The sequence below is a fragment of the Mycobacterium gallinarum genome (genome assembly GCF_010726765.1).
GTDB classification, from domain to species: Bacteria; Actinomycetota; Actinomycetes; order Mycobacteriales; family Mycobacteriaceae; genus Mycobacterium; species Mycobacterium gallinarum.
Window position 1 is genome coordinate 4135627 of sequence record NZ_AP022601.1, and the last position, 24056, is coordinate 4159682.

Consider the following 24056-nt stretch of genomic DNA (forward strand, 5'->3'; position numbering starts at 1 on the left):
AGCGGCGGCGTCCCGAACGGGGCGCCGCCGTTGTCGTGTCGGGACGACTAGGCCGGAAGGGTATAGCCGGCGGCGGACTGGCGCAGCTGCCAGATCTGCGCGGGGCAGAGCTCGTTGACCGCCTGGTTGATCAGATAGGCGCCCTGGTAATAGTCGGTCGTGCGGAAGTCGGCCTTCACCTGGTCGACAAGCTCTGCGTAGCTCATCTTTCCCGCGACCCGATCGCAGATGGTGTTTCCGTAGCCGATTGCGGCGTCGGCGTTGGGGAAGTTGTAGCCGGGCCGCACATGCACGTTGACGAGGTACGCAACAGTGTCTGCGCCGGCCGGCGGCGCGAGCGCGACGGTGGCTGCCGCGGTTGCCAGCGACGCAGCCGCGAGCTTCGAGACCAGCTTCATGAACGGAAACCCTACGCGCGGCACGCAGGAAAACCTACGCTGAAGCTCATGAAGATCGTGGCTGCAGTTGCACTGGCGTGTGGGTTCGCGGCGGCCCCCATGGTGATGGCGCCGACCACATCGGCCTCCCCCGGATACTGCGATGGCGCGGACTGTGTGCCGTACCTCACCCGTACCGCAGTCGCCGGCGAGCACTGCAACCAGAACACCCGCTACAACTGGGGCCTCGACGCCTCGGGCAACACGTTGGCCTGCAGTTCGCGCAGGGTCTGGATCGAGGCGCCGCCACTGGTCGGAGTCCGCACATTGCGGCTGCCCTGCGGGGACCAGACGGGCGTCGCGCAGTCACCCGACGGGGTTCCGCTGAGTTGCGTGGGCGGTGCCTGGAGCGCCGACTACAGCTGGACCTTCTACAAGTAAAGGTCACTTCCCGATAACGCACCGGTTGCGTGCGTGAGATCTTGGGCCATTCGGGGTACAACGACTCGCGTGGCAATCGATGCGTGTTCGCGACCGGTTGGTTCGCTCCGCATCGAAGTGCCGGCAGTCGCGGAGCAACTGGCCGAGATCCGTCGTCGGCTGGCCGACTGGCTGGAGCCGATCGGGATCTCCGCCGCCGGCATCGCCGACATCGTGCTGGTGGTCAACGAGGCCTGTACCAACTGCATCGAACACGCGTACCGCGACGTCGCCGCCGGGGCGATCCTCGTCGATGCGAGTCACGAGTACGGCCAGATCGTCATCGACGTCATCGATCACGGAGCCTGGAAGAATCCACCCAACCAGCCGAGCACTCGCGGGCACGGGCTGCCGATCATGCGCGCGATGAGCGCAGGCATGGACGTCAAATCGTCGTCGGACGGCACGACGGTACGTCTGACGTTCGATCTCGCCGCACAGAACTAGCTAGAACTGCGGCAGCCGGACCACCTGAACGAAGAACTCGTCGATCTGGCGCACCGCGGTCATGAACGCGTCGAGGTCAACCGGCTTGGTGACGTAGGCATTGGCGTGCAGCTTGTAGCTGCGCAGGATGTCCTCCTCCGCCGACGACGTCGTCAACACCACCACCGGGATGTGGCTGAGTTCAGGATCGTTCTTGATCTGCTCCAGCAGTTGGCGGCCGTCGTACTTGGGCAGGTTCAGGTCGAGCAGCACCAGGTCGGGTCGGGGTGCGTCCTTGTAGTCACCACGCCGATACAAGAAGTCCAGCCCTTCCTCGCCGTCGTGCGCGACGTGAAGATTGTTTTTGATCTTGTTGTGTTCGAAGGCTTCCCGAGTGATCAGCTCATCTCCGGGATCGTCCTCGATGAGCAGGACGTCGATAGCACGGCCTTCGGATGTCATGTACGTGATCCTTCCAGATCGACTGCGGCGCGGTCTTCCGCCGCGACGGGAATGGTGAAGCGGAATCTGGTTCCCCCGGCGAAGGTGTTGTCGATCCAGATGGTGCCGCCGTGATGTTCGATGATCTTCTTGCACAGCGCGAGGCCGATACCGGTGCCGGTGTAGACGTCGCGTCCGTGTAGGCGCTGGAAGATCACGAAGACCTTGTCGGAGAACTCTTCGGGGATGCCGATGCCGTTGTCGGTCACGGTCAGCATCCACGGGGCGTCGGGATCGTCGGCGCTGCGCTCACAATTGACGACGATGCGTGGCGCGACGCCGTCACGCCGGAACTTCACCGCATTGCCGATCAGGTTCTGCCACACCATCGTCAGCAGCGTGGGATCGCCGAGGATCCGGGGCAGTGGCTGCCCCTCGCGGACGACCTGGGCCCCGGACTCGGCGATCGCGGTGTCGAGGTTGGCGATCGCGTCATCGAGCGTGGCACCGAGGTCGACGTCGGCGCTCGCCGCATTGAGCCGGCCCACCCGGGAGAACGTGAGCAGGTCGTTGATCAGGATCTGCATCCGCTTGGCGCCGTCGACGGCGAACGCGATGTATTCCGTTCCGCGTTCGTCGAGCTTGTCGCCGTAGCGCTTTTCGATGAGCTGGCAGAACGACGCCACCTTGCGCAGCGGTTCCTGGAGGTCGTGCGACGCGACATAGGCGAACTGCTCGAGTTCGGCGTTGGACCGCTGCAGCTCGAGCGCCTGCTCGGCCAGCATGGTTCGTGCCTCGGTGGCGGCTTCGAGCTCTTCGACGATCCGTTGTCGCATGTCCTCGACGTCGGCGGCGATGGCGCGAATGTCCCTGGGGCCTTCCGGCACGATCCGACTGGAGAAGTCGCCCTGGGTGATCCTCCGACAGGCAGCGGCCAAGGCCTCGAGAGGCCGGGTGACCGCCCTCCTGATCACCAGCGCGGACAGGACGGCCGCGACGACCACCGCCCCGACGACCGAGATCAGCACGGCATTGCGCCAGCCTTTCACGGCCGCAAGCTCGGCATCGGCGGCCTCACGCTCTTGTTGCAGCCGTTGCAGCTGAGTGTCGAAAAGCTGGCGCAGGCTGTCGAACGAGGTCTTGCCGCGGGCGACCGTCGCGCCGTCCATCACCGACGGCACACCGGGCTTGACGTCGGCGATGAGCGGTTCGGCATAGGCGGTACGCCACGCCGCCGCTGCGCTCTCGATGGCGTCCAGGTCGTCGAGCACCTTCTTGCGATCCCCGGCTTCATCCCGGATCTGTTGCGCCGCAGCCGTTTCGGCTTTCTGCCCGGCAACGTAGGGCTCGAGGAACTGGGGGTTGGCGGAGATCGCATACCCGCGCAACGACGTCTCCTGGTCACGTAGTGCGGCCTGCAGCTTGTAGGCGCCGAGCCGCATCGGAGCGATGTCTCCGGTGATCTCCTGCGACACGGCGTCCGTCCGATTCACCAGCAGCGCACCCGCGACGGCGCCGGCGAGGACGACCGCGCCCATGACGGCCAGCACGAGGTTCTGCCAGCCCTGGACCGTGGGCTGCCACTTCATCCGGTCGCCGTCCGCTCGACCCGCACGACGGCGATGTCGTCGCTGATACCGCCGACGGACTGCGCGCGACGCTCGACATCGTCGATCAAGGCTTCGACGAATTGAGCGCCGGGCAGATGTGCATACGACCGCGCCACTTCCAGGAGACCCGACTCCATGAGGCGTTCGGTACCCCGTCCGGATCGGCCCTCGATCAAGCCGTCGGTGAGGAGTACGAGGCCGTGTCGCGGCGGCAGTTCCATGATGTTCAGCGGCCACTCGTATCCGTTGAGGCCCAGCGCAGGACCCACCGAAGGCTCCAGCCACTCCACCGAATCCGGGCCGTGCAACAGCATGGCGGGGTGGCCGGCGGACACCGCGTTGAAGCTCAGATCGTCGGGGGATATCGCCACCGAGAGAACCGTCGCGAAAATACTGGTGCCGGGGCGCTCGGTGCTCAGGATCCGCTCCAACTGACGCATCCGCTCGTTGCCGCGCAATCCCGCGAATGTCAGCGCGCGCCAGCCGATGCGCAGCGCGACCCCGAGCGCGGCCTCGTTGGGACCGTGCCCGGCCACATCGCCGACCATGACGTGCACGGTGCGATCGGGGGTTTGGACGAAGTCGTAGAAGTCACCACCGAGAAGCGCGAACTGCCTACTCGGCCGGTATCGCGCGACGATGTCTACGCCCGGATCGTCGAGTAACAACGGTGACGGCAGCAGCCCGCGTTCGAGGCGCGCGTTCTCGGTCGCGCGCAGCTCGCTGGCGTGCAGTTCGTGCGCAGTCAGCTCGGCGCGCTTACGTTCGACCGCGTACAGCAGCGCGCGGTGCAGCGTGTCGGGCTCAACCCGGCCCTTGACCAGGTAGTCCTGCGCTCCCGCGGCAACGGCGGAGACGCCGAAGTGTTCGTCGTTCAGGCCGGTGAGCACGACGATGGGCATCGTCGCGTCTTGTTTGGCGACCTGATCCAGCGCCTTTATTCCGTTCGCATCGGGGAGGTTGAGGTCCAGCAATATGCAGTCCGGGCGGGATGCGGCCAGTTGGCGCTCGGCTTCCTCGATCGAGGGCGCCCACACGACCTTGATGTCGGCGCCCGCATCGGCGATGAGTTCCTCGACCAGAATGGCGTCACCCCGGTCGTCCTCGACGAGCAGCACCGAGAACGGCCGCTCATCGGCGGCCTGATCAGCGGCGGTGCCCCTCACAGGGTTATATATCGAACTCACTGGCAACCACGTTTCCCACGCGCGTCACCGTGGCCGCTGTGACCGCTTCTTTAGTGACATCGGAAAGAATAGACGCTATACAGTCCGGGGTCCCCGCCTGAACCCCGTTTGGCTGCGAATCAACGGCAGCGTCGCGGAGGTGGCGAATCCGGGCGGCGCCTGGCAGACGGCGGTGACCGCGTTGAGGACCTGCATGCCGGTGGCGACGCTGGCCGACCGTACGTGCTCTTCGATGGTGGCGTTGCGGGTGAAGCTCGCCAGCGACATGAAGTGGGTGCGCATCGACGGGTCGCCCTCGATGGTCAACGTCCAGCCGTGCTGGGGTTTGGGCCAGTGCGAGGGGTACTCGCCGCCCACTGTCCACAGCGTTTCGATCTCGATGAGTGTTTCGCCGTCGCGGTGACCGGACCAATTCCAGCGCTGTCCGGCCGTGGTCCCGGCGGCCAGCAGGTGGTCGAAGATCTGGTGATCCTCTGCGGCGGGAATGGCCTCCACGGTGGCCGAGACACCGTCGATGTCGGCGTTCAGCGCGTCGGCCAGAAACCAGACCTGCTCGGTGAAGATCGAGCTGTTGAAAGCCAGGAAGTCGGTCGCGGTTGGGCTTATCGACTCGACCGGCTGACCAAATGCCATGTTGTCGAACGTGATTCCGGTGCTTTCGTACACCGACCAGTCGGCGCGCTCCTGCAGGGTGATCCTCTCGATCGTTCGGCTCATGCCCGAAAGCGCCAGCGGCAGGACACCGGAGAGGTTTCCCGGGTTGATGCCGCTGCCGTGCACGGACGTGCCGCCCTTCTCGCAGGCGGCACGGACGCGGTCGCGATCGGCAGCGTCAATCCGCGCGGGGTGGAACAGAAATGCCGTGGTCACAACGTTTTTCCCGGTTTCGAGGAGCCGGCAGACGTCGTCGAGGTGCGCGGTGCGCGGCGTGTAGAGCACGCAGTCGGCGTCCAGTCTGAGGATCTGGTCGACGTCGGTCGTCGCGGTCACGCCGATCGGTTCACGGCCGACGAGAGTGCCGATGTCGACGCCATTCTTCTCATCGGAGTAGACCAGCGCGCCGACGAGGGAGAGATCGTCTCGGTGGTCGAGGATCGCGGCGATCATCTCGCTGCCCACCGTGCCGGTTCCCCATTGAATTACCCGATGCACGGTCGGACCGTAGCAGCCTAGGGTCGGCGCAGGGTGACGATCGTGACATCGTCGTCGGTTTCGGCCGTCGCCATTGCCGTTGCGATATCTGTCGCCGTCGATTCAATTGCGCGGCTGAGCGTTTCGGCGAGCCGCGCGATACCGTCGTCGATCGGCTCGTTCCGGCGTTCGACGAGGCCGTCGGAGAACATCACCAATCCCTGCCCGGCCTCGATGGTGAACGCGCTTGGTTCGTACGTCATGCCAACCGCGCCGATCGGCGGGGAAAGCAACACCGGCGCCGGATCGGCAACGCCGTCGCGGTGTGTCAGGAACGGAATGAGATGACCGGCGCACGCGGCTTCGACATCCCCGGTATCCAGATCGACTCGCGCGACGATCACGGTGACGAACGCGCGGGGCACCATGTGCACGCAGAACTCGTTGAGCAGGTTGAGCGCCTCGGCGGGCGCGGCGCCGGTGAACAGATACGCGCGCAAGGTGTTTCGCACCTGCGCCATGGTCCCCGCCGCAGCCATGCCGTGGCCTGCGACGTCCCCGATCAGCACGATTAACCGGCCGTCGCGGAGTTCGAACGCGTCGTACCAGTCGCCGCCGACGCGCCCTCCGACGGCGGGTTCATAGTGCGCCGACAACTGCCAGCCTTCGAGCGTCGGAATCGATGTGGGCAACAGGCTGCGCTGCAGGGTTTCCGCGACGCGCAGTGCGCCCCGGGTCCGGCGGTAGAGCGCCTCGACGAGGTGTCGCCGCAGCGACTCGGCCGAGTCCACCTCGGTCGTCTGCCACGGTTCGCAGCATCTCTTCACGATTTCGCGCCAGCGGTCGAACGACTTGCGCGGGCTGAGACGAACGTCATCACCTTCGCCCACTGCGATCGCCTTGTTGTGGGGGTCGCCGCCCCAATCCACCGATCGCACGACCTCACCGCGGAACCAGATCGCGTACTGCCCGTCGGGCAGGTTGATCACGAGCGCGCCCGAGGTCACGGCCGAATCGACATCGAGATCGGGCAGCTCCCGGGACAGGGACTCGCTGCTCGCGATGTTGTCGCCCGCGTCCAGGGCCCACGCCACGACATCGGCCACAGCGTGCGGCGATGGAACGGATCCCAGCATCCGATACTCGCCACCGATGTTGACGACGGCGCCGTCGGCGGGCACGAGATCGAGCAGGTTCGGGGCTCCGAGCAGCACCTCGGACAGCGATTCCCCGTCGTCGAGGGTGGCGGAGGTGAGCTTGCCCAGGACGGCCTGCGCAGCCAGCCGCCTGTGCAATTGCTCGTCTTCGAACTGGTCGACCAGTCGCAGCGAGAGGGTGGAGCCGAGGAATTCGGCAGCGGCCCTGGACCCGAACGGCGGTAGATGCGGACCGGCGTAGTGGTGGCAGGCGATCAGCCCCCACAACCGCCCGTGCCGCAGCAGCGAGATCGACATCGATGCCTGCACGCCCATGTTCTGCAGGTACTCGATGTGGATCGGCGAGACGCTGCGTAGCGTCGCATGCGTCAGGTCGGTGGGCACGCCCCGATCCGGATCGACTGTCGGCACCAACGGTGCCGGTGTGTAGCCGACGTCGTCGATGAGCCGTAGCCAGTTCTTCTCGTAGAGGGCACGCGCCTGTGAGGGAATGTCGGTGGACGGGTAATGCAGTCCGAGGAACGAGTTCAGCTCGTCGAGTTTGGCTTCGGCGACAACCTCGCCGTTGTAGTCCTCGTCGTAGCGGTACACCATGACGCGGTCGAAGCCGGTGAGTTCGCGGACCGCGCGCGCGGTGGCGTCATAGAGCTCGGTCAGCGTGGCGGCACGGTTGAGCTCGTCGACCGAGCCGCGGACTGCCTGATAGGTGTTGGGGAACGCGAAAGGCCTTTCACCGTAAGCGGTCTCGATTTCGACCAGCAGCACGCCACCAAGCTCACGGTGCAAGATCACGTCGAACGCGAGTTTGTCGCCGGCGACGTCGATCACGGACTCGATCGGGTTGCGTTGGTGCAGATCGCCCGAGGCAGACGCCGCCCGCTCGACCCGCGCGGCCTGGTCGGTTCCGATCAGAGACGAGAGGTGCCGACCGACGACGTCGTCCACGGCGCGACCGAGCAATTCCGCGGCGTTGGCACTGACCTGGCGCACCTCGAAGTCGGACTCACGCACGACGGCCAGGACGCCGCGCGGCTGAACGCTGCCGGGGATATGGATCGGTTCCCGTGCACAGTTGTCGAGATCGACGGGCATACCGACCGGCACGAAGTCCTCGGGCGCAGCGCCGTTCGGATCAGCGACAGACAACGCGCGGGCTCCCAAAAGGTCGAATCGGACAGGCCCGCTGCTGGACCATTCAAGTATGCACTGCCCGGCTTTCGCTGCCGCGTCGGCGAGATGCCTCGGATGTAGCGACCGACGGCGATGCCCAGCAGCTACGGACCGATGAGCGCGGCTGCGCTTCAACCGGGGAACTTGTGGCGGTGGCGGAGGGATTTGAACCCTCGGACGGGGGTTACCCGTCACACGCTTTCGAGGCGTGCTCCTTAGGCCGCTCGGACACGCCACCGCGTGGCAGCTTACCGACGAGAGTGCCGAGTGCCCAAACCGTCCCTTAATGTCACTTCCGGCGGCGTCATCATTTGACGGCACTGGGTCGGAGAAGTCGAGCTTTCGAGACCGAATCGACGCGTGGCCGCCACGCGTGGTCGGCGCCCAACGGGGTATGCAGGCGCTAGAAAGGTGGCGATGAAGACCATTACGCTCGCAGCCCTGGCGTTTTCCGGGGCGATCGCGTCACTCGTTCACGCGCCGAGCGCGATCGCCGGCCCTGAGTCCGACTACTGCCAAAGCCTCGCCCGTGCGGGATATCCGGGCGATTGCGCTACGTTGACCAGCCTCGCGAAGGATGTTTGCACTCAATACGATCGCGGCCTTGATCTGGACACCATCGTGCAACGCCTCGACGCCACGACGAAGAACGAAGGTTTGTCGAACTACATCATGGCCGGCGCTCCGCTGTACTTCTGCCCGAAGTACGCCAGCAACAGCTGAGTCACCGCTGCCGGGCGAAGAACGCCTCCAGCGGCGCCGCACACTCGGCGGCCAGCACGCCACCGCGAACGTCGGGCCGGTGTGTCAGCCGACGATCGCGCACCACGTCCCACAGCGAGCCGACCGCCCCCGTCTTCGGCTCCCACGCCCCGAACACCAGGCGCGCCACCCGCGCCATCACCAGCGCCCCCGCGCACATCGTGCACGGCTCGACGGTCACCGCCAGCGTCGTCCCTTCCAGCCGCCAGCCGTCGCCCAACACCGCCGCCGCAGCGCGGAGCGCCAGGATTTCCGCGTGCGCGGTGGGATCACCGGTCTCCTCGCGCGCATTCACCGCCCGGGCCAGCTCCGTGCCGTCGGCCGCGAAAACGACCGCACCGATCGGGACATCGCGGGGTCCGGCGGCAGCCGCCGCATCCAGAGCCGCCAGGACGAGGTCCTCGTCGGTCACCGGCCGAGGCGCTCGAGCACCGCCGCGAGTTCGTCCGCGAAGCCCATCTCCCGCGCGATCCGCCCCAATTGCTCGTCGGCGTACAGGTCGGACTCGTCGAGAATCACGCCCAGCACGGCCTCGGGCAGACCGACGTCGGCGAGCAGCCCCAAATCGCCCTCCTCGAACGGCTCCTCAGGGTCCAGATCGTCCTCGCTGATGTCGTTGTCCAACTTCTCGAGGACCTCTGCGGCGATGTCGTAGTCCAGCGCGGCCGTAGCATCCGACAGCAGCAACCGCGTCCCCGCCGGCGCCGGCCGCACGATCACGAAGAACTCGTCGTCGACGTCGAGCAACCCGAAAACAGCCCCTGCGCTGCGGATTTCACGAAGCTCGGTTTCGGCTGCGGACAGGCTGTTCAACGCCGCCGAACGCATCGCGGCGCAGCGCCACTTACCCTCCTCGCGGACCACAGCCACACCGAAGCCATCCGGTCGATCGGCGGCCTGCTTCGGCGACGCGGCGCGCTGTGCTCCCATGGGGCCATACGCTAGTCCCCGACCAGGGACTTGACCAGGAACCGGCAGCCGGGCCGACGCCTGCGGCCACCGGAGGATGCCTAGGCTGATGGCGTGACGAAAACGCCGGTTTGCGTGGTTGGTCTCGGCCTCATCGGCGGATCTGTGATGCGTGCCGCCGCGGCCGCCGGGCGCGAGGTTTTCGGCTACAACCGCTCGATCGAGGCCGTCTCGGCCGCTACTGCCGACGGCTTCGACGCCACCGAGAACCTCGACGAGGCACTGACCCGCGCCGCCGACCGCAACGCCCTGGTCGTGCTCGCCGTGCCGGTGCCGGCGCTGTCACTGATGCTGAGCCGCATCCGCGATCTGGCCCCGGGCTGCCCCCTCACCGACGTCACCAGCGTCAAGTCGTGCGTCCTCGATGAAGTCCGCAACGTCGGTCTGCTCGACCGTTTCGTCGGCGGACATCCGATGACTGGCACCGCGCAGTCCGGTTGGACCGCGGGCGACGTCAAGCTGTTCGACGGGGCGCCCTGGGTCGTCGGCGTCGACGATCACGTCGACCCCACCATCTGGACCATGGTGATGAACCTGGCCCTGGATTGCGGCGCTGTCGTCGTGCCTGCCCGGTCCGACGAGCACGACGCCGCCGCCGCGACGATCTCGCACCTGCCGCACCTACTGGCCGAGGCGCTCGCGACGACGGCTGGCGAGGTGCCACTGGCCTTCGCACTGGCCGCAGGCTCCTTCCGCGACGGGACGCGGGTGGCGGCGACCGCGCCCGACCTCGTCCGCGCCATGTGTGAGGCCAACGCCGACCAGCTGCTGCCGGCCCTCGACCGGACTCTCGGCTTGCTCAACCAGGCCCGCGGCGCGCTCGCCGCGAAGAAGCCCCTGACCGAACTCGTCGAGGCGGGTCACGCCGCGCGCGTGCGCTACGACAGCTTCGGCCGACCCGAGATCGTCACCGTCGTCATCGGCGAGGACCGCTGGCGCGAGGAACTCGCGGCCGAGGGTCGCGCCGGCGGGGTGATCAGATCCGCTCTGCCAGGCCTGGATAGTCGAGGATGAAACCGGTTGAGTCGACGGTGACCGTGGTCTCGGCGACCGGCGAGTGCAGCTTGATGCCGTCGCCTGCCGCGCTGCTGTAGCTGATGGTCGCGGCCTCGACCGACAATTCCGGGAGCCGCACATACACGACCGGCAGTGCAACGGACTCGCTGCGTTCGAACAGCCCCGTGCGCCTGATGGGCAGGGCGTTGAAGAACGGGCTGAAGATCAGGTCGACGTCCAGCGCACCGTCGTACGCGGAGCGCTTCGTCTCGCCGGTGTGATGCTGGACGAGCCACATGTTCTCCTCGTCGCGCGCGATGGACAGCTGCCGCTCGCGCTCGGCGAGGGTGACGGTCAGTGAGAGCCGCTTCGTCGCGCCCGCCTCGTCGGTCACCAAGTCGTAGGAGGCGGAGAACGCCGGGTGCGAGCCGGTGGCGGCGGCGACGATCCGGCCATAGGCCTTGATGCGGTTGCCGGTGAGCTGCACTCGCACCGACTCCATCCGAGGAACGTCGTGCGCACGCCAGGTCAGAATCGACGGCCAAACATCTTGCTCCTCTGAGCGGACTGCATCACTCACTCATCTACCGTAATTGACGGCCCTCACCCGTTCGTGACGAACCGGGGGTCACGTTTCGACGGTGACCGCGACTCCAGCGCCACCTCGTCGCCGAGCAACGGTTGCGGCATGCCCCGAAATTTCAGCAGGCGGCCCGACCCCGGCACCGAAACCCATACCAAGAACGCCAGCAGGGCATCGAGGATCAGCGCGAGCGCCGTCACCAGCAACGCGCCCACCAGCGCCAGATAGAACTCGCGCACCTTGATCCCGTCGATCAGATACCGTCCGAGGCCGCCCAGGCTGGCGTAGGCCGCCACCGTCGCGGTCGCGACGATCTGCAACGTCGCCGTCCGTAGACCGCCGAGGATGAGCGGCAACGCGATGGGTGTTTCCACGCGCAGCAGGATTCGCTTCTCTGTCATGCCCATCGACCGCGCGGCGTCGACCACCTGGGGGTCGACGTTCGCAATGCCCGAGTAGGTTCCGGCGAGCAGCGGCGGGATCCCCAGCAGCATGAGCGCGACGGTCGGCGGAATCAGACCGAGACCCCAGAGCAGAACTCCCAGCAGGAGCACGCCGAGCGTGGGCAGCGCGCGCAGCGCATTGACCCCCGTGACGACGAGGAAGGTGCCCCGTCCGGTGTGCCCGATGAGCATCCCGAGCGGGACGGCAATGAGCGCCGAGAAGAAGACCGCGACGAACGTGTACTGCAGATGCTCGAGGATGCGCGCGGTCAGCCCGGCCGGCCCGCCCCAGTTGGCCGCCGTGAAGATGTAGGCCAACGCCTCCTGCAGGAACGTCATAGGGCTCATCCGGTCACCGCCTTGACCCGGCTCGGGCGGCCCTCGCGTGTCCAGGGCGTCAACGCCTTGCCGGCCAGCATGATCAGCGTGTCGACGACAACCGCCAACACGAAGATCGCGATGATGCCCGCGACGATCTGGTCGCTCTTGTTGGCCTGGTACCCCTCGGTGAACCAGGTGCCGAGGCCGCCGATGCCGATCACCGAACCGACCGACACCATCGAGATATTGGTGACGGCGACGACGCGGAGGCTGGCGATGAGCACTGGAATAGCCAGCGGCAGCTCAACTTTCAGCATCCGCACCAGCGGCTTGTAGCCGACGGCGGTGGCGGCGTCGAGCACCGCCGGTGACACCGCGTCCAACGCCTCCGGTACCGCACGCACCAACAGCGCGACGGTGTAGAGCGTCAGCGCGACGATGACGTTCGCCTCGTCGAGGATGCGCGTCGGGATGATCAGCGGCAGTACGACGAACAACGCCAGCGACGGGATGGTGAAGATGATGCTGGCGGTCAGCGTGGTGATCCGTCTCAAGGCAGTGGTCCGTTGCACGAATGCGCCGAGCGGCACCGCGATGATCAACCCCAACAGGATCGGGACCAAGGACAACCGCAGGTGGATCAGCGTCAACGTCCACAGGTCGTCGAGGTGGGTGAGCAGATAGCGCATCTAGCCCAACTCCGGAACGCGGCGCTGCTCGGAGAGCGCCTCGAGCACGTCGTCGGCGCGTACACCGCCGATCAGCTTGCCCTCCTCGTCGACCGCGACGCCCAGCCCGCTCGGCGACGACAGCGCGGCGTCGAGCGCATGTCGCAAAGTGTGGTCCGGCCGGAAGAACGAGCCGCCGCCGACGGTGCAGTCGTAGAGCTCTTTGCCGTTGCGGTGCAACTCGACACCCTCTGCGTTGATCCACGCGTAGGGCTTGCCGTCCTTGATCACCAGGGCCCACTCGCCCTGCCCCAACGACGCGCTGTTGATGTCGGTTTCGGCGACATGGGTGATCTCGTGCAGCGGCAGCCCTGTCGCATTGAAGAACTGCAGCGCCCGGTATCCGCGATCGGCTCCGACGAATGCCGCGACATCTTCGTTGGCGGGGTTGGACAAGACGAACGCGGGGTCGGCGTATTGCAGGAGCACACCACCGCGTCCGAACACCGCGACCTTGTCGCCGAGCTTGACCGCCTCGTCGATGTCGTGGGTGACGAACACGATCGTCTTGTGCAATTCGCTTTGCAGCCGCAGGATTTCGGTTTGTAGATCGTCGCGAACCACCGGGTCGACGGCGCTGAACGGCTCGTCCATCAACAGGATCGGAGGATCGGCGGCCAGCGCCCGCGCCACCCCGACGCGCTGCTGCTGACCACCCGACAGCTGCGCCGGATACCGGTCGGCGAGCTTGGGATCGAGGCCGACGCGTTCCATCACCTCCAGCGCGGATTTCCTTGCGCTGCGCCGTGATTCGCCCCGCAGCACGGGCACCGTGGCGACGTTGTCGACGACGCGAAGATGCGGCATCAGGCCGGCGCTCTGGATGACGTAGCCGATACCGAGGCGCAGCTGCACCGGATCGACCGTGGTGACGTCCTTACCGTCGACCGTCAACGTGCCCGACGTCGGGTCGATCATCCGGTTGATCATCCGCATCGACGTCGTCTTGCCGCAGCCTGAGGGTCCGACGAAAACCGTGAGCGTCCCCTCGGGCACCTCGAGCGTCAGATCGTCGACCGCGACCGTGCCGTCGGGATACGTTTTCGTGACGTTCTCGAAAGTGATCATCCGTGCCTTCTACTCTTCGCGCGAGCGCTCATCGTCCGGCTTCTGGCACTGGCTGATCGAAGCCGTTGTCCTTGATCCACTTCGCCGCCGCCTCGTCGGGGTCGACGCCCTGGTTGCCCTCCACCGAGGTGTTGAGCTCGATCAGTGCTTCGGTGGTCAGTTTGGCGCTCACCGCGTCCAGCACGGTCTTGAGTTCGTTCGACATCTTCTGCGACGCGACCAGCGGAACGACGTTCGCCGCCAGGAACACGTTTTCCGGATCTTCGAGCACTACCAGCTTGTTCTGCTCGATCGACGGCGACGTGCTGAAGATGTTGGCCGCGGTGATCGTGCCGCCGGTCAGGGCCTTCACCGTCGCCGGACCGCCGCCGTCGCTGATCGACACGAAGTTGGCCGGCGCGATGTCCAAACCGTATTTGTCCTTCAAGCCCACCAGACCGGTGACGCGGGTCTGAAACTCCGACGGTGCGCCGACTTTCACCTCTGGGGAGCGCTTCGCGAGGTCGGCGATGGTCTTCAGATTCCACTTCTGCGCGGTCGCCTCGGTGACCGCGAGGGTGTCCTTGTCCTCGGCGGGTGACGGATACAGGATCGACAGGTCGCCGGGTAACGCCTTGAGCAGCGCCAGCAGCACCGCGTCGGGCGTCGTCGCCGTCGCCTCCGCGTCGAAGTACTGCAGCAGATTGCCGGTGTATTCGGGGATCAGATCGATGGAATGGTCTTGCACCGCAGGGATATAGGTTTCACGACTGCCGATGCCGAACTGGCGGCGAATGGTGAAGCCGTTGGCTTCCAACGCCTGGGCGTAGATCTCCGCGATGATCTTGCTCTCGGTGAAGTCGGCCGATCCGACGGCGATCGATTTCAGGTCTCCGGATATCTCTCCGCCGCCCAGCGGATTGGAGCTGCCACACGCCGAGGACATCGATGCGATCAATGCCAGTAATGCCGCCAGGATGGCCAGATTCCATCTACGTGGGCTCGACTTCGGCAATGGCACTGACAGTGGCAACTTCCAGCCCTCTCGGCCTCTAGGCATCTCCGGACACTATCGACATGCACGGGGCAACGCCGCGCTTTAGCTCAGCGTGAGTACCCATACTGGTTTCATTCGACTCGGGAAAGGGCAAGATGGACTCATGACCACCGATCCGACACCCGACCTGCCGACGTCACCGGCATCGTCCGGAAAGGGGTTGCCCCCGGATCCGGTCGCTACCCCCGGCGAATACCTGGTCAAGCCCGAATCCGCGGTGAAATTCACCCGCGCAGCCGCGCTGTGGTCGGCATTGATCACCGGGTTCGTGATCCTGATCGTGCTGCTGGTGTTCATCATGCAGAACACCAACTCCACGACCATCAACTTCTTCGGCTGGGAGTGGAATCTGCCTGTGGGCGTGGCGATTCTGTTGGCGGCGGTATGCGGCGGCCTACTGACGGTGGCGGTCGGCACCGCCAGAATCGTTCAGCTGCGCCGTGCGGCCAAAAAGAACCTCAAGTCGCAACCCTTCTGAGTCACCGCGCCAGCGTCTCCAGACCCGCGCTGATCAGCGGCCCGACGGCCTCTGCCACTTGATCGGTGTCGTCGGCGACGCCGCCGCCTTCCCGGCCGCGATAGGCGATACCCGCGGAGATGATCGCCAGCTTGAAGTACGCCAGCGCCATGTAGAACTCCCAATGGTCCAACGCGACGCCGGCCGCCACGGAGTAGCGCTGCGCGAGTTCATCGGCCGACGGGATCAGCGGCGATGACCAGGCCGCGTCCGCGTGCACCAGGTTGAACATCGGGTGGCGGTACACGCACATCAGCGCGGCATCGCTGATCGGATCGCCGAGGGTCGACATCTCCCAGTCGAGCACGGCGAGCACCTTCGTGGCGTCGTGCGCGTCGAGCATCGTGTTGTCGATGCGGTAGTCGCCGTGCACGATCGCACTCCGGCTCTGTGACGGAATCGCTTCTGCCAGAGCCGAATGCAAGCGCTTGACGTCGGCATCGCACGGATCGTCTTCCACCCGCACGAGATCCCACTGCCCGCCCCAGCGTCGCACCTGACGTTCGAGATAGCCGCTTGCTTTGCCGAAGTCGCCGAGGCCGACGCCCTCAGGGTCGACCGAATGCAGATCGGCGAGCACCTTGATCAGTGCATCGACACAACCGTTGATGGTGTTCTCGTCGCCGAGCGCCTCGAGTTGTTTGGTGTGCCGAACGACGCGGCCGTCCACGTACTCGACCATCTGGAACGGCGCACCCAGCACCGAGTCGTCGTTGCGCATCGTGACGGCGCGGGCCACCGGGACCGGGGTGTCGGCCAGCGCAGCCACCACCCGGTATTCGCGGGCCATGTCGTGTGCCGACGGCGTGAGCCCGTGCAGCGGCGGCCGGCGAAGCACCCACTTGGACGCGTCGTCGTACACCAGGAAGGTCAGGTTGGACCGTCCGCCCGAGATGAACTCGCCGCGCAACTCGCCCTCGCGGGGGATGTCCTCCGAGCGCAGGTGACGGTCCAGAGCGTCGAGGTCAAGGCCCTCCAGCGATATGGTCACCGGACTTGTCTACCACTGCTGGTTTCGGGGCAGCAGGTCCCACACATGCTCGGTCGAGTTGACCCCCGCCATGAAGAACGTGTTCTGCCGCGACGACCAGAGCAGCCGCGTGACGCCGGCGTAGTCCACCTGGACGCACAGCAGCCGCTCGGTCTTCATCACGGTGTGGGCCACTGCGTTGATGACGCCGCCGTGGGTGAATACCGCAACCGTGTCCTCATGATCGGCGGCCGCGACGATGTCGCCGACACCGGCTCGCACCCGCTCGATGAACGCGGGCTGGTCCACTCCGCTGGGCAGGTTTCCGCTGGCCAGGCGCTTCATGTCTGCTTCGGAGATCTGCTCGACGGGGGTGTAGTGCGACAGGTCGCGGTCGTATTCGACGAGCCGGTCGTCGAGATCGATGGTCAATCCCAGAGCGTCGGCGACGGGCTGTGCGGTCTGCCGGGCGCGGATCTGCGGGCTGCTGACGATGCGGCTGATCGGGAAGCGCCCAAGCGCATCAGGCAGCCGCTTGGCCTGCTCGATGCCCTCTTCGGACAGTTCAGGGTCGGAGCCTTGTCCCGGCTCGCTGCGGTGCGGCAACGCGTGCCGGATGAGTAGCAACTGCACCGTGTCACCATAAGTGCATGGGCTCCGACAGCAACTATGTAGCCGAACTATTCGACCTCACTGACCGGGTGGTATTGGTCACCGGCGGCAGCCGCGGGCTGGGCCGGGAGATGGCCTTTGCGGCCGCCCGGTGCGGCGCGGACGTGATCATCGCGAGCCGTAAGTACGACGCGTGCGCGGCCACGGCGGAGGAGATCACCGCCGCCACGGGTCGCGCCGCACTGGCATACCAGGTGCACGTCGGACGATGGGATGAGCTCGACGGGCTGGTCGACGCGGCATACGACCGCTTCGGCAAGGTCGACGTGCTCATCAACAACGCGGGTATGTCACCGCTTTACGAGTCGCTGGGTTCGGTGACCGAGAAGCTGTTCGATTCGGTCGTCAACCTCAACCTCAAGGGTCCGTTTCGACTGTCGACGCTCGTCGGTGAGCGCATGGTCGCCGCCGGTGGTGGCTCGATCATCAACGTCAGCTCCAGCGGGTCGCGCAGACCGCGGCCCGAGCAGCTGCCCTACTCCGCGGCCAAGGCCGGACTCAATGCGCTGACCGAGGGGTTGGCGCTGGCGTTCGGCCCGACCGTGCGCGTCAACACGTTGATGCCCGGCCCGTTCCTCACCGATGTCAGCAAGGCGTGGGACATTCCGGCGACGGAGAAGGGTGCGCAGCATTTCGCGCTCAAGCGTCTCGGTCAGCCTGCCGAGATCATCGGCGCTGCACTGTTTCTGGCGTCCGACGCGTCGAGCTATACGAGCGGGTCGATCATCAGGGTCGACGGCGGAATTCCCTAACCATCTGGCGCCGAACGTGGGTTACCCGCACATTTTTCGGCGAAAAAGTGTGCGTTAAGTCCACACTCGGCGGCAGCATTCCCCAGCTAAGCGACAGCCGTCGCGATGTCGGCGCTCAGCGGCGCGATGGCCGCGAGGATCTGCTCCACGGTCTCGGCGGGCACACCCGCCGCGCCTAGGCTGGCGGCCAGATGCCCCGCAACCAGCCCGAAGTGGTGCATGGTGATGCCACGGCCCTGGTGCACCTGCCGCATCGGCGCACCCGTGTAGGGATCGGGTCCGCCGAGCGCTGCGGCGAAGAACTCGACCTGCTTGCCTTTGAGCCTGGCCATGTTGGTGCCGACGAAGAAGTGGGCGAGTTCGTCGTCGGCGAGGACGCGGTCATAGAAGTCGGCGACGACGACCTCCAGTGCCTCATGTCCGCCGATCTGGCTGTAAATCGTTGACATGGGGCGAGTACAGCAACTCGCCGTTGCGCAGCCGTTTTCCCCGGGTTGCACTGGCGCTAATTCTGTCTCACACAGTGCTACGGCGTGACGATGTTGAACCCCGGATCCGGTCGGTCCAGGGATTCGGTGAGCTGCTGTAGCACCGTGGCGTCGCCGACGAGCTCGAAACCTGGTGAGGTCAGGTCACCGGCAGCCAGCGCGAGCAACCGGATCTTGCTCGCCACCTTCACGGTGGCACCCGCGGTGGCCTCCTCGGCATTCACCTTGCGGTACACCAGAACTCCGTTGCGCAGCGTCAGCCGGTAGTTGGTGTCCGAATCCAGGAACGTCACATCCAGTGCGAGGTCGAGGTCCCAAGCTCTCGGTCCGTTGACGCTGATCGCCAAGGCATCGAAGATCTGCTCCGGCGACAGCTGCGCCATCAATGTCTCCGGAGCGACCTGGGTCGGAGTACCGAAGTTGCCGTCGGCCAACTCGGTGGCACCGGCCAAGAAAAAGTTGCGCCACGGACCGTTCTCGGACCCGTAGGCCAGCTGCTGCAGCGTCTCAACGTACAGCTGGCGCGCGGCGGTGTGATTCTCGTCGGTGAACATCGCGTGATCCAATAGAGTTGCCGCCCAGCGGAAATCCCCCTTGTCGAACGCCTGCTGCGCGATCTTCACGACGTTGTCCAAACCGCCCATGGCTTCGACGTAGCGTGGACCGATGGCCTCCGGTGGATGCGCCCACAGTCGACCCGGATTGCCGTCGAACCAACCCATGTAGCGCTGGTACACCGCCTTGACGTTGTGGCTGACCGACCCGTAGTAGCCGTGCGTATGCCAGGCCTTCTGAAGCGCGGGAGGCATCTCGAAGGTTTCCGCGATCTCGATTCCGGTGTAACCCTGGTTCAGTTGCCGCAACGTCTGGTCATGCAGGTAGGCATACATATCCCGCTGCAACGCAAGGAATTCGACAATCGCTTCGCGACCCCACGTCGGCCAGTGGTGCGAGGCGAACACGACGTCGGTGCGGTCGGCGAACGTATCGATCGCCTCGGTCAGGTACCCGGCCCATCCGTGCGGGTCACGCACCAGCGCACCACGCAACGTCAGCAGGTTGTGCAGGTTGTGGGTCGCATTCTCGGCCATGCACAGCGCGCGGAATTTCGGGAAATAGAAGTGCATTTCGGCAGGCGCCTCGGTGCCAGGCGCCATCTGGAACTCGATTTCGACGCCGTCGATCGTATGGGCTTCGCCGGTGGTGGTGATGTCGATGGTGGGCACGATGATCGCGACCTCACCGGTCGAGGGCGTCTGCCCCAGGCCGCAGCCCACCTGCCCCTGCGGACCGCGATCGAGTGCGGCCCCGTACATGTACCCGGCGCGGCGTGCCATCGCGGTGCCCGCGTACACATTTTCCTGCACGGCGTGCTCGGTGAAGCCCTCCGGCGCAAGCACCGCAACCTTGCTGGCGTCCACGTCGGCCTGCGACGTCACACCCAGCACGCCGCCGAAGTGGTCGACGTGGCTGTGGGTGTAGATCACCGCGACCACTTGGCGGTCCCCGCGATGCCGGCGATACAGCGCCAATGCCGCCGCTGCAGTCTCCGTGGACACCAGCGGGTCGATGACGATGATTCCGGTGTCGCCCTCGATGAAGCTGATGTTCGACAAGTCCAGCCCGCGGACCTGATAGATGCCCTCGACCACCTCGTAGAGGCCTTGTTTGGCGCACAGCTGGCTCTGCCGCCAGAGACTGGGATGCACCGTGGCCGGCGCATCACCGTTCAGGAACGCGTAGACGTCGTTGTCCCACACCGTTCTTCCGTCGGCGGCCTTGACGACGCAGGGTTCGAGGGCGCCGATGAATCCGCGGTCGGCGGCTTCGAAGTCGGCGGTGTCGTCGAAAGGCAGCTTGCCCAGGTGCTCGCGATGCGCGGACTCGATGACGGCGGTGGGTGGCGTCTGCTCCATGGGTTTCTCCTATGTCAAGCCGCTGCCAGTTGGCAAGGCTTTTGGCGGTTGTTGTGGTCGGTGTGCAGGTGGCCGAAGACGACACGGGCCAGACGGCGTTTGAGGCAGCGCAGGGCTTCGGGTGTGGAGTCACCCTCGGTGAGGCGGTGCCGGTAGTAGGTCTGTCCGAGTCCATCGAGGCGGACCTGGGTGACCGCAATGCGGTGCAAGGCGGCGTTGAGTTGACGGTTGCCCGAGCGGGTCATTCGGACCCGGCTGCGGGTATTGCCCGACCACACCGGAACCGGCGCCACCCCGGCGTGACGGGCGAAAGCCGCCTCACTCTTGAATCGGGTCACCCCGGCGGTCTCGCCGACGAGCTTGGCCGCGGTCAGTTCCCCGCAGCCGGGCATGGCCAGCAGGACCGGAGCCACGATCCGAACGCGGGCGCCGATGCGTTTGGCCAACGCGTTGATCGTCTCGGTGAGCCGGGTGATGTCTGCCAACTCGTCACGCGCCAACTCCGCGACGATCCCGGTCTGGGTGTGCAGCCAGTCGCCGAGGATCCTGCGATGCTTAGTCAGACTCAACGACCGCGGCTTGGGGGCACGCTCGGGATCGAGTTCATGGACTCGCCACAACAACCGGTTGATTGTCGCTGTCCGTTGCGCCACAAGGACTTCCCGGCGATCCACCAGGAGCTTCAACTCCCGCGACACCTCGTCATGAGAGGCGACCGGTAGATCCGGTTCGCGCAGGAATCCCCGCGCGACCGCCAGCGCGTCGATCGGATCGGACTTACCGCGGGTACGCGCCGAGGCCCTCGTCTGGGCCATCAACTTCGGCGGCACCCGCACCACCTTCTGCCCCAAACCCAACAGGTCGCCCCGGCCGTGACAGCCGCGACGGTCTTCTCCCCGACCTTGCGGCCCGCCTCGTCGACGGCCACGAAGGTGTGCGTGCGCTTGTGTACATCGGCTCCAACAACAACCATGATGGTTGCCTCCATTCACTGTGAGGTGACGGTTGGGCCGGTCGGCGGACATACCTCAGTGGGGGCGGTGCCACGCTCCTATCAAGTCACGCCGGCCGGTCCTTCACACCTGATGCCGACAAAACGCATGCACGCCAACCCGAAGGCGGCAGCCACGATACGAGCCAGACACCAGGTGCAAAGGATCCAACCACCGCGTAGCGGCGACCTCACCCTGACACTGACGCCACGATATTCATCCGTCAGGAGTGGCGGGCGCGATCTTCGTAGTCGCGACGTTCGGGTTTGTCGACGGCGTCCATGAAGATCCGGTCGGCGTGCAGCGCGCGGCTGACCGCTTCGTTGACGCCGAGCGGTAGTCGCCGTGTCAGCCCGATCAAGACCGCCGTCGCCCGCGTAACCGTCAGGTGTGGTTTCGGTTTTTCGATGAGCGCGACGATTCCTTTCGCGATGTCCTCGGGTTGGGCATTCTTCAAACCGGACGCGCTCGCGACGCCGTCGATCATCGAGGTGTTCGTCAACGTCGGCATCACGACGGAGGCGGTCACCCCGGTGCCGCGCAACTCCTGCCGTGCGGTGTCGGTGTAGCCGAGTACCGCGAACTTGGTGGCGCAATAGGTGGCGATGCCGGGCACGGGATTCACCGCACCGACCGACGCGATGTTGATGATGTGTCCCCTGCCGCGCTTTACCATTCGCTCGGCGGCAAGCTTGGTACCCAGGATCACGCCGAACAGGTTGATGTCGATGGTGCGCGCGGTGACCTCGTCGGGTTCGTCGAGGAACCTGCCCGCCGGGCAGATCCCGGCGTTGTTCACGAGCACATCGACGGGACCGAGTTCACGCTCGACGTCGTCGAGGAACGTGGTGAACGACTGACGATCGGTGACATCCAGGCGAGCGTAGAAACCGAGGTCGACGTCAGCGCCGGCCTCCTTGACCGTCGCCTCGTCGACGTCGCCGATCGCCACCTTGGCGCCGAGTCCGTGCAGCATTTTCGCGGTGGCCAGACCGATACCGCGTGCGCCGCCGGTGACGACGATGACTTTCCCGTTGATTGCGGATGCCTGCGCCATGGCTGCCCCTCTCCTGCCGAGAAGCGCAGACTAACCCTCACCGCAGCATGGCCGAGGCGACTCTGCTGACCTCGTCAGCACTGTGCCCGGCAGCCACGGTGGCGTCCACGTAGCGCCGGAACACCTCGAGTACACCGGCATCGACACCGGCGTCGTGTGAGGCACCGATGAGGTGACGCAGGGACGCCGCTGTCGAAGCGACGGGGGCGCTGCTGTCGTCGTGCCGATCGTTGGCGATGCGTTCGGCGAACTCGTCGAAGATCGGGCCGAGAATGTCGACGATGCCCTTGGCGTGCGGCAAAAACTCCTCCGGTGTGATCCCGTTGGACCCTGCCACCGTCAACGCATGCAGGAACCCGCTGACCGACGTCCAGAACACGTCGAGCAAGGACATGTCGAACGCGGCCGCGCGCCCGTAGTCCTCCCCCAACCACGTCGGTGTGCCCAGCGCGGCGAAGACGTCCCGGTAGGTCTGGAATGTGCCCTTCGGTCCCGCGAAAAGGACACTGCCGCTTGGTGTTCCGATGGTCTGAGTCGGCGTCATAATCGCTCCGTCGAGGTATCGTCCACCGAGATCCGCGACGCGTTTGGCGGTGTCGTGGGCCCGGTCCGGGGTGTCGGAGCTCAGGCCGACGAGGACTTGCCCGGCGACTGCGGCGCCCGCCTGGCTCACCAGGTCGTCGACGACGTCATGGTCGACGACGTTGATCAGCGTGATGTCGCTGGCGGCGACAGCCTCGGCGGGCGTGGTCTGCCACACCGCCCCATGGGCACGCGCCGCGTCGGCTTTCGACTCGGTGCGGTTCCACACCGTGGTGCGGTAGTTCGCGTCGAGCAGGGCGCCCGAAAGCGCTTGTCCCATAGGGCCGAGACCCAACACGGTCACCGACGTCATGACTTGATGCTTTCGACGAAACGCGCAAGCCCGTCGCTGCCGTGGCCCGCATCGATCTGCCGGTGGATCATGCGCTGCACCACGTCGACGACTTCGGTGCTGATGCCCTGCGCACGGCTCGCTTCCACGATGTCGCCGATATCGGAGAACTCGAGGCTCTGTTGGCCGGGCACCGAATAGTCACCGCCATCGATGACGTCGGCGTATTCAGTGATCGAGGGGACCACCGCGTGCAGCCAATCGACGGCGCGCGCCGCGAACTCCTTGGCCGGTACCCCCGACGCGCCGACCATCGCCGCTCCGTGGAAGAACCCGGCGAACATCACGTACATGGAGGACAGCAGGGCCAGGTCGTATAGCGACGCCATACCCGCATCATCTCCGAAATACTCAGCGGTTCCCCAGGATTGGAACAGAGCCCGGTGATCTTCGTAAAGCCTTTGTGACCCGCTGTAGAGCACTCCGGCCGCCGGTGTGCCGATCATCTCCGGTGTGGCCATGATGCCGCCGTCGAGGTAGTCGGCGCCGATGCCGGCGGCCCAGCGGGCGAGTTCGCGGGCACCGTCGGGCGACGTGGTGGTCAGGTTGAGGATGCTCTTGCCGGCAAGTCGATCGGCAATCGGATCGAGTACCTCGTGCACCGACGCGTGGTCGAACAGACACACCACGGTCAGGTCGGCGTCTACCGCGTCGCCCGGTGCGTTCGCGACGACGGCACCCGCGCCGGCAAGGTGCGCGGTCTTGGCAGCGGTACGGTTCCACACGATCGTCGGATGGCCCGAGCGGAGAACGGCTTCGGCCAGAGCTGAGCCCATCTCGCCGAGACCGAGAAAGCTCACGGTTGGCATGGCACCATCGTTGAGGTGACGCGGAGTTTTCGACAAGTACCCACTAAAAAGTGGGATACTTACC

General features: G+C 65.8%; 26 protein-coding genes, 1 tRNA gene and 1 pseudogene. 6 read left to right on the top strand and 22 right to left on the bottom strand.

The window, feature by feature from the left end:
* Positions 1-47: 47 nt before the first annotated feature.
* Complete coding sequence (locus G6N42_RS20325) at positions 48-398, bottom strand: DUF732 domain-containing protein (RefSeq protein WP_163732018.1); 351 nt, start codon at positions 396-398, stop codon at positions 48-50.
* Positions 399-446: 48 nt separating this feature from the next.
* Between G6N42_RS20325 and G6N42_RS20330 the strand changes: the two genes are divergently transcribed.
* Positions 447-818 carry a hypothetical protein gene (locus G6N42_RS20330; RefSeq protein WP_174262122.1) on the top strand — a complete coding sequence of 124 codons (372 nt, stop codon included), beginning with the start codon at positions 447-449 and terminating at the stop codon, positions 816-818.
* A 69-nt stretch (positions 819-887) separates the two neighbouring features.
* Positions 888-1304, top strand: coding sequence for an ATP-binding protein (locus tag G6N42_RS20335; RefSeq protein WP_163732019.1), 417 nt, complete (start codon positions 888-890; stop codon positions 1302-1304).
* On the opposite strand, the gene G6N42_RS20340 is transcribed toward G6N42_RS20335, so the two are convergent.
* From G6N42_RS20340 to G6N42_RS20365, 6 genes are all read right to left on the bottom strand, one after another.
* Positions 1305-1745, bottom strand: a complete 441-nt coding sequence (locus G6N42_RS20340) for a response regulator (RefSeq protein ID WP_163732022.1) — start codon at positions 1743-1745, stop codon at positions 1305-1307. It abuts the gene before it with no gap.
* Positions 1742-3313 (bottom strand): sensor histidine kinase, encoded by a 1572-nt coding sequence (locus G6N42_RS20345; RefSeq protein ID WP_163732025.1) that lies wholly within the window; start codon positions 3311-3313, stop codon positions 1742-1744. Before G6N42_RS20345 ends, G6N42_RS20340 begins: the two co-directional genes overlap by 4 nt.
* Complete coding sequence (locus G6N42_RS20350) at positions 3310-4452, bottom strand: PP2C family protein-serine/threonine phosphatase (RefSeq protein ID WP_163737887.1); 1143 nt, start codon at positions 4450-4452, stop codon at positions 3310-3312. The genes G6N42_RS20345 and G6N42_RS20350 overlap by 4 nt, the downstream gene beginning before the upstream one ends.
* A gap of 144 nt (positions 4453-4596) precedes the next feature.
* Entirely contained in the window at positions 4597-5673 is a 1077-nt protein-coding gene (locus G6N42_RS20355; protein WP_163732028.1) for an NAD(P)H-dependent amine dehydrogenase family protein, read from the bottom strand.
* Between the two features lie 17 nt (positions 5674-5690).
* Entirely contained in the window at positions 5691-7901 is a 2211-nt protein-coding gene (locus tag G6N42_RS20360) for a SpoIIE family protein phosphatase (protein WP_163737890.1), read from the bottom strand.
* A 225-nt stretch (positions 7902-8126) separates the two neighbouring features.
* Positions 8127-8217, bottom strand: a tRNA-Ser gene (locus tag G6N42_RS20365).
* A 179-nt stretch (positions 8218-8396) separates the two neighbouring features.
* Here G6N42_RS20365 and G6N42_RS20370 point away from each other — a divergent pair.
* Entirely contained in the window at positions 8397-8702 is a 306-nt protein-coding gene (locus tag G6N42_RS20370) for a DUF732 domain-containing protein (RefSeq protein WP_163737895.1), read from the top strand.
* A gap of 1 nt (position 8703) precedes the next feature.
* Here the strand turns inward: G6N42_RS20370 and G6N42_RS20375 are convergent, their stop codons facing one another.
* Positions 8704-9153 carry a nucleoside deaminase gene (locus G6N42_RS20375; protein ID WP_163732030.1) on the bottom strand — a complete coding sequence of 150 codons (450 nt, stop codon included), beginning with the start codon at positions 9151-9153 and terminating at the stop codon, positions 8704-8706.
* Positions 9150-9671 carry a tRNA adenosine deaminase-associated protein gene (locus G6N42_RS20380; protein ID WP_163732033.1) on the bottom strand — a complete coding sequence of 174 codons (522 nt, stop codon included), beginning with the start codon at positions 9669-9671 and terminating at the stop codon, positions 9150-9152. The genes G6N42_RS20375 and G6N42_RS20380 overlap by 4 nt, the downstream gene beginning before the upstream one ends.
* Before the next feature lie 93 nt (positions 9672-9764).
* On the opposite strand from G6N42_RS20380, the gene G6N42_RS20385 reads away from it, so the two are divergent.
* On the top strand, positions 9765-10724 hold the full coding sequence (locus G6N42_RS20385) for a prephenate dehydrogenase (RefSeq protein WP_163732035.1): 960 nt from the start codon (positions 9765-9767) through the stop codon (positions 10722-10724).
* Here G6N42_RS20385 and G6N42_RS20390 read toward each other — a convergent pair.
* Genes G6N42_RS20390 through G6N42_RS20410 form a run of 5 tightly spaced genes read right to left on the bottom strand, consistent with a single transcriptional unit; the run spans position 10687 to position 14774 of the window.
* Entirely contained in the window at positions 10687-11286 is a 600-nt protein-coding gene (locus G6N42_RS20390) for a putative glycolipid-binding domain-containing protein (RefSeq protein ID WP_163732038.1), read from the bottom strand. The genes G6N42_RS20385 and G6N42_RS20390 overlap by 38 nt on opposite strands.
* A gap of 23 nt (positions 11287-11309) precedes the next feature.
* On the bottom strand, positions 11310-12071 hold the full coding sequence (locus G6N42_RS20395) for an ABC transporter permease (protein WP_163737898.1): 762 nt from the start codon (positions 12069-12071) through the stop codon (positions 11310-11312).
* A gap of 5 nt (positions 12072-12076) precedes the next feature.
* On the bottom strand, positions 12077-12742 hold the full coding sequence (locus G6N42_RS20400; protein ID WP_163732041.1) for an ABC transporter permease: 666 nt from the start codon (positions 12740-12742) through the stop codon (positions 12077-12079).
* Entirely contained in the window at positions 12743-13849 is a 1107-nt protein-coding gene (locus G6N42_RS20405; RefSeq protein ID WP_163732045.1) for an ABC transporter ATP-binding protein, read from the bottom strand. It abuts the gene before it with no gap.
* Positions 13850-13877: 28 nt separating this feature from the next.
* Entirely contained in the window at positions 13878-14774 is an 897-nt protein-coding gene (locus tag G6N42_RS20410) for an ABC transporter substrate-binding protein (RefSeq protein ID WP_232076657.1), read from the bottom strand.
* Between the two features lie 214 nt (positions 14775-14988).
* Here G6N42_RS20410 and G6N42_RS20415 point away from each other — a divergent pair, with 214 nt between their 5' ends.
* Positions 14989-15363: a LapA family protein gene (locus G6N42_RS20415; protein WP_163732048.1), complete on the top strand. Its 375-nt coding sequence runs from the start codon at positions 14989-14991 to the stop codon at positions 15361-15363.
* Between the two features lies 1 nt (position 15364).
* Here G6N42_RS20415 and G6N42_RS20420 read toward each other — a convergent pair whose 3' ends face one another.
* The gene (locus G6N42_RS20420; protein WP_163732051.1) at positions 15365-16393 is read right to left on the bottom strand and encodes a phosphotransferase family protein; all 1029 of its coding nucleotides are present in this window, start codon (positions 16391-16393) and stop codon (positions 15365-15367) included.
* Between the two features lie 9 nt (positions 16394-16402).
* Positions 16403-17005 (bottom strand): histidine phosphatase family protein, encoded by a 603-nt coding sequence (locus G6N42_RS20425; protein WP_163732054.1) that lies wholly within the window; start codon positions 17003-17005, stop codon positions 16403-16405.
* 17 nt (positions 17006-17022) lie between these two features.
* Here G6N42_RS20425 and G6N42_RS20430 point away from each other — a divergent pair, with 17 nt between their 5' ends.
* Positions 17023-17796 carry an SDR family NAD(P)-dependent oxidoreductase gene (locus G6N42_RS20430; RefSeq protein ID WP_163732056.1) on the top strand — a complete coding sequence of 258 codons (774 nt, stop codon included), beginning with the start codon at positions 17023-17025 and terminating at the stop codon, positions 17794-17796.
* An 86-nt stretch (positions 17797-17882) separates the two neighbouring features.
* Here G6N42_RS20430 and G6N42_RS20435 read toward each other — a convergent pair whose 3' ends face one another.
* The 6 genes and pseudogenes from G6N42_RS20435 to G6N42_RS20460 all read right to left on the bottom strand — a co-directional run bounded on the left by G6N42_RS20435 (position 17883) and on the right by G6N42_RS20460 (position 23992).
* Positions 17883-18245, bottom strand: coding sequence for a group I truncated hemoglobin (locus G6N42_RS20435; RefSeq protein ID WP_163732058.1), 363 nt, complete (start codon positions 18243-18245; stop codon positions 17883-17885).
* 77 nt (positions 18246-18322) lie between these two features.
* Positions 18323-20200 (bottom strand): alkyl/aryl-sulfatase, encoded by a 1878-nt coding sequence (locus G6N42_RS20440; RefSeq protein WP_163732061.1) that lies wholly within the window; start codon positions 20198-20200, stop codon positions 18323-18325.
* A 14-nt stretch (positions 20201-20214) separates the two neighbouring features.
* Positions 20215-21173, bottom strand: a pseudogene (locus G6N42_RS20445) (IS110 family RNA-guided transposase).
* A gap of 242 nt (positions 21174-21415) precedes the next feature.
* Positions 21416-22249: an SDR family oxidoreductase gene (locus G6N42_RS20450; RefSeq protein ID WP_163732065.1), complete on the bottom strand. Its 834-nt coding sequence runs from the start codon at positions 22247-22249 to the stop codon at positions 21416-21418.
* Between the two features lie 37 nt (positions 22250-22286).
* Positions 22287-23144, bottom strand: coding sequence for an NAD(P)-dependent oxidoreductase (locus tag G6N42_RS20455; RefSeq protein WP_163732068.1), 858 nt, complete (start codon positions 23142-23144; stop codon positions 22287-22289).
* A complete protein-coding gene (locus tag G6N42_RS20460) occupies positions 23141-23992 on the bottom strand; it encodes an NAD(P)-dependent oxidoreductase (RefSeq protein ID WP_163732071.1) in 852 nt (283 codons plus the stop codon). Before G6N42_RS20460 ends, G6N42_RS20455 begins: the two co-directional genes overlap by 4 nt.
* Positions 23993-24056: the final 64 nt, after the last annotated feature.

What these genes read in the sequence shown, in the direction of transcription:
- G6N42_RS20325 (WP_163732018.1), bottom strand. Translation starts at nt 398, where the DNA reads ATGAAGCTGGTCTCGAAGCTCGCGGCTGCGTCGCTGGCAACCGCGGCA.
- G6N42_RS20330 (WP_174262122.1), top strand. Translation starts at nt 447, where the DNA reads ATGAAGATCGTGGCTGCAGTTGCACTGGCGTGTGGGTTCGCGGCGGCC.
- G6N42_RS20340 (WP_163732022.1), bottom strand. Translation starts at nt 1,745, where the DNA reads ATGACATCCGAAGGCCGTGCTATCGACGTCCTGCTCATCGAGGACGAT.
- G6N42_RS20345 (WP_163732025.1), bottom strand. Translation starts at nt 3,313, where the DNA reads ATGAAGTGGCAGCCCACGGTCCAGGGCTGGCAGAACCTCGTGCTGGCC.
- G6N42_RS20360 (WP_163737890.1), bottom strand. Translation starts at nt 7,901, where the DNA reads ATGCCCGTCGATCTCGACAACTGTGCACGGGAACCGATCCATATCCCC.
- G6N42_RS20370 (WP_163737895.1), top strand. Translation starts at nt 8,397, where the DNA reads ATGAAGACCATTACGCTCGCAGCCCTGGCGTTTTCCGGGGCGATCGCG.
- G6N42_RS20380 (WP_163732033.1), bottom strand. Translation starts at nt 9,671, where the DNA reads ATGGGAGCACAGCGCGCCGCGTCGCCGAAGCAGGCCGCCGATCGACCG.
- G6N42_RS20395 (WP_163737898.1), bottom strand. Translation starts at nt 12,071, where the DNA reads ATGACGTTCCTGCAGGAGGCGTTGGCCTACATCTTCACGGCGGCCAAC.
- G6N42_RS20400 (WP_163732041.1), bottom strand. Translation starts at nt 12,742, where the DNA reads ATGCGCTATCTGCTCACCCACCTCGACGACCTGTGGACGTTGACGCTG.
- G6N42_RS20405 (WP_163732045.1), bottom strand. Translation starts at nt 13,849, where the DNA reads ATGATCACTTTCGAGAACGTCACGAAAACGTATCCCGACGGCACGGTC.
- G6N42_RS20410 (WP_232076657.1), bottom strand. Translation starts at nt 14,774, where the DNA reads ATGTCCTCGGCGTGTGGCAGCTCCAATCCGCTGGGCGGCGGAGAGATA.
- G6N42_RS20415 (WP_163732048.1), top strand. Translation starts at nt 14,989, where the DNA reads ATGACCACCGATCCGACACCCGACCTGCCGACGTCACCGGCATCGTCC.
- G6N42_RS20430 (WP_163732056.1), top strand. Translation starts at nt 17,023, where the DNA reads ATGGGCTCCGACAGCAACTATGTAGCCGAACTATTCGACCTCACTGAC.
- G6N42_RS20435 (WP_163732058.1), bottom strand. Translation starts at nt 18,245, where the DNA reads ATGTCAACGATTTACAGCCAGATCGGCGGACATGAGGCACTGGAGGTC.
- G6N42_RS20440 (WP_163732061.1), bottom strand. Translation starts at nt 20,200, where the DNA reads ATGGAGCAGACGCCACCCACCGCCGTCATCGAGTCCGCGCATCGCGAG.
- G6N42_RS20450 (WP_163732065.1), bottom strand. Translation starts at nt 22,249, where the DNA reads ATGGCGCAGGCATCCGCAATCAACGGGAAAGTCATCGTCGTCACCGGC.
- G6N42_RS20455 (WP_163732068.1), bottom strand. Translation starts at nt 23,144, where the DNA reads ATGACGTCGGTGACCGTGTTGGGTCTCGGCCCTATGGGACAAGCGCTT.
- G6N42_RS20460 (WP_163732071.1), bottom strand. Translation starts at nt 23,992, where the DNA reads ATGCCAACCGTGAGCTTTCTCGGTCTCGGCGAGATGGGCTCAGCTCTG.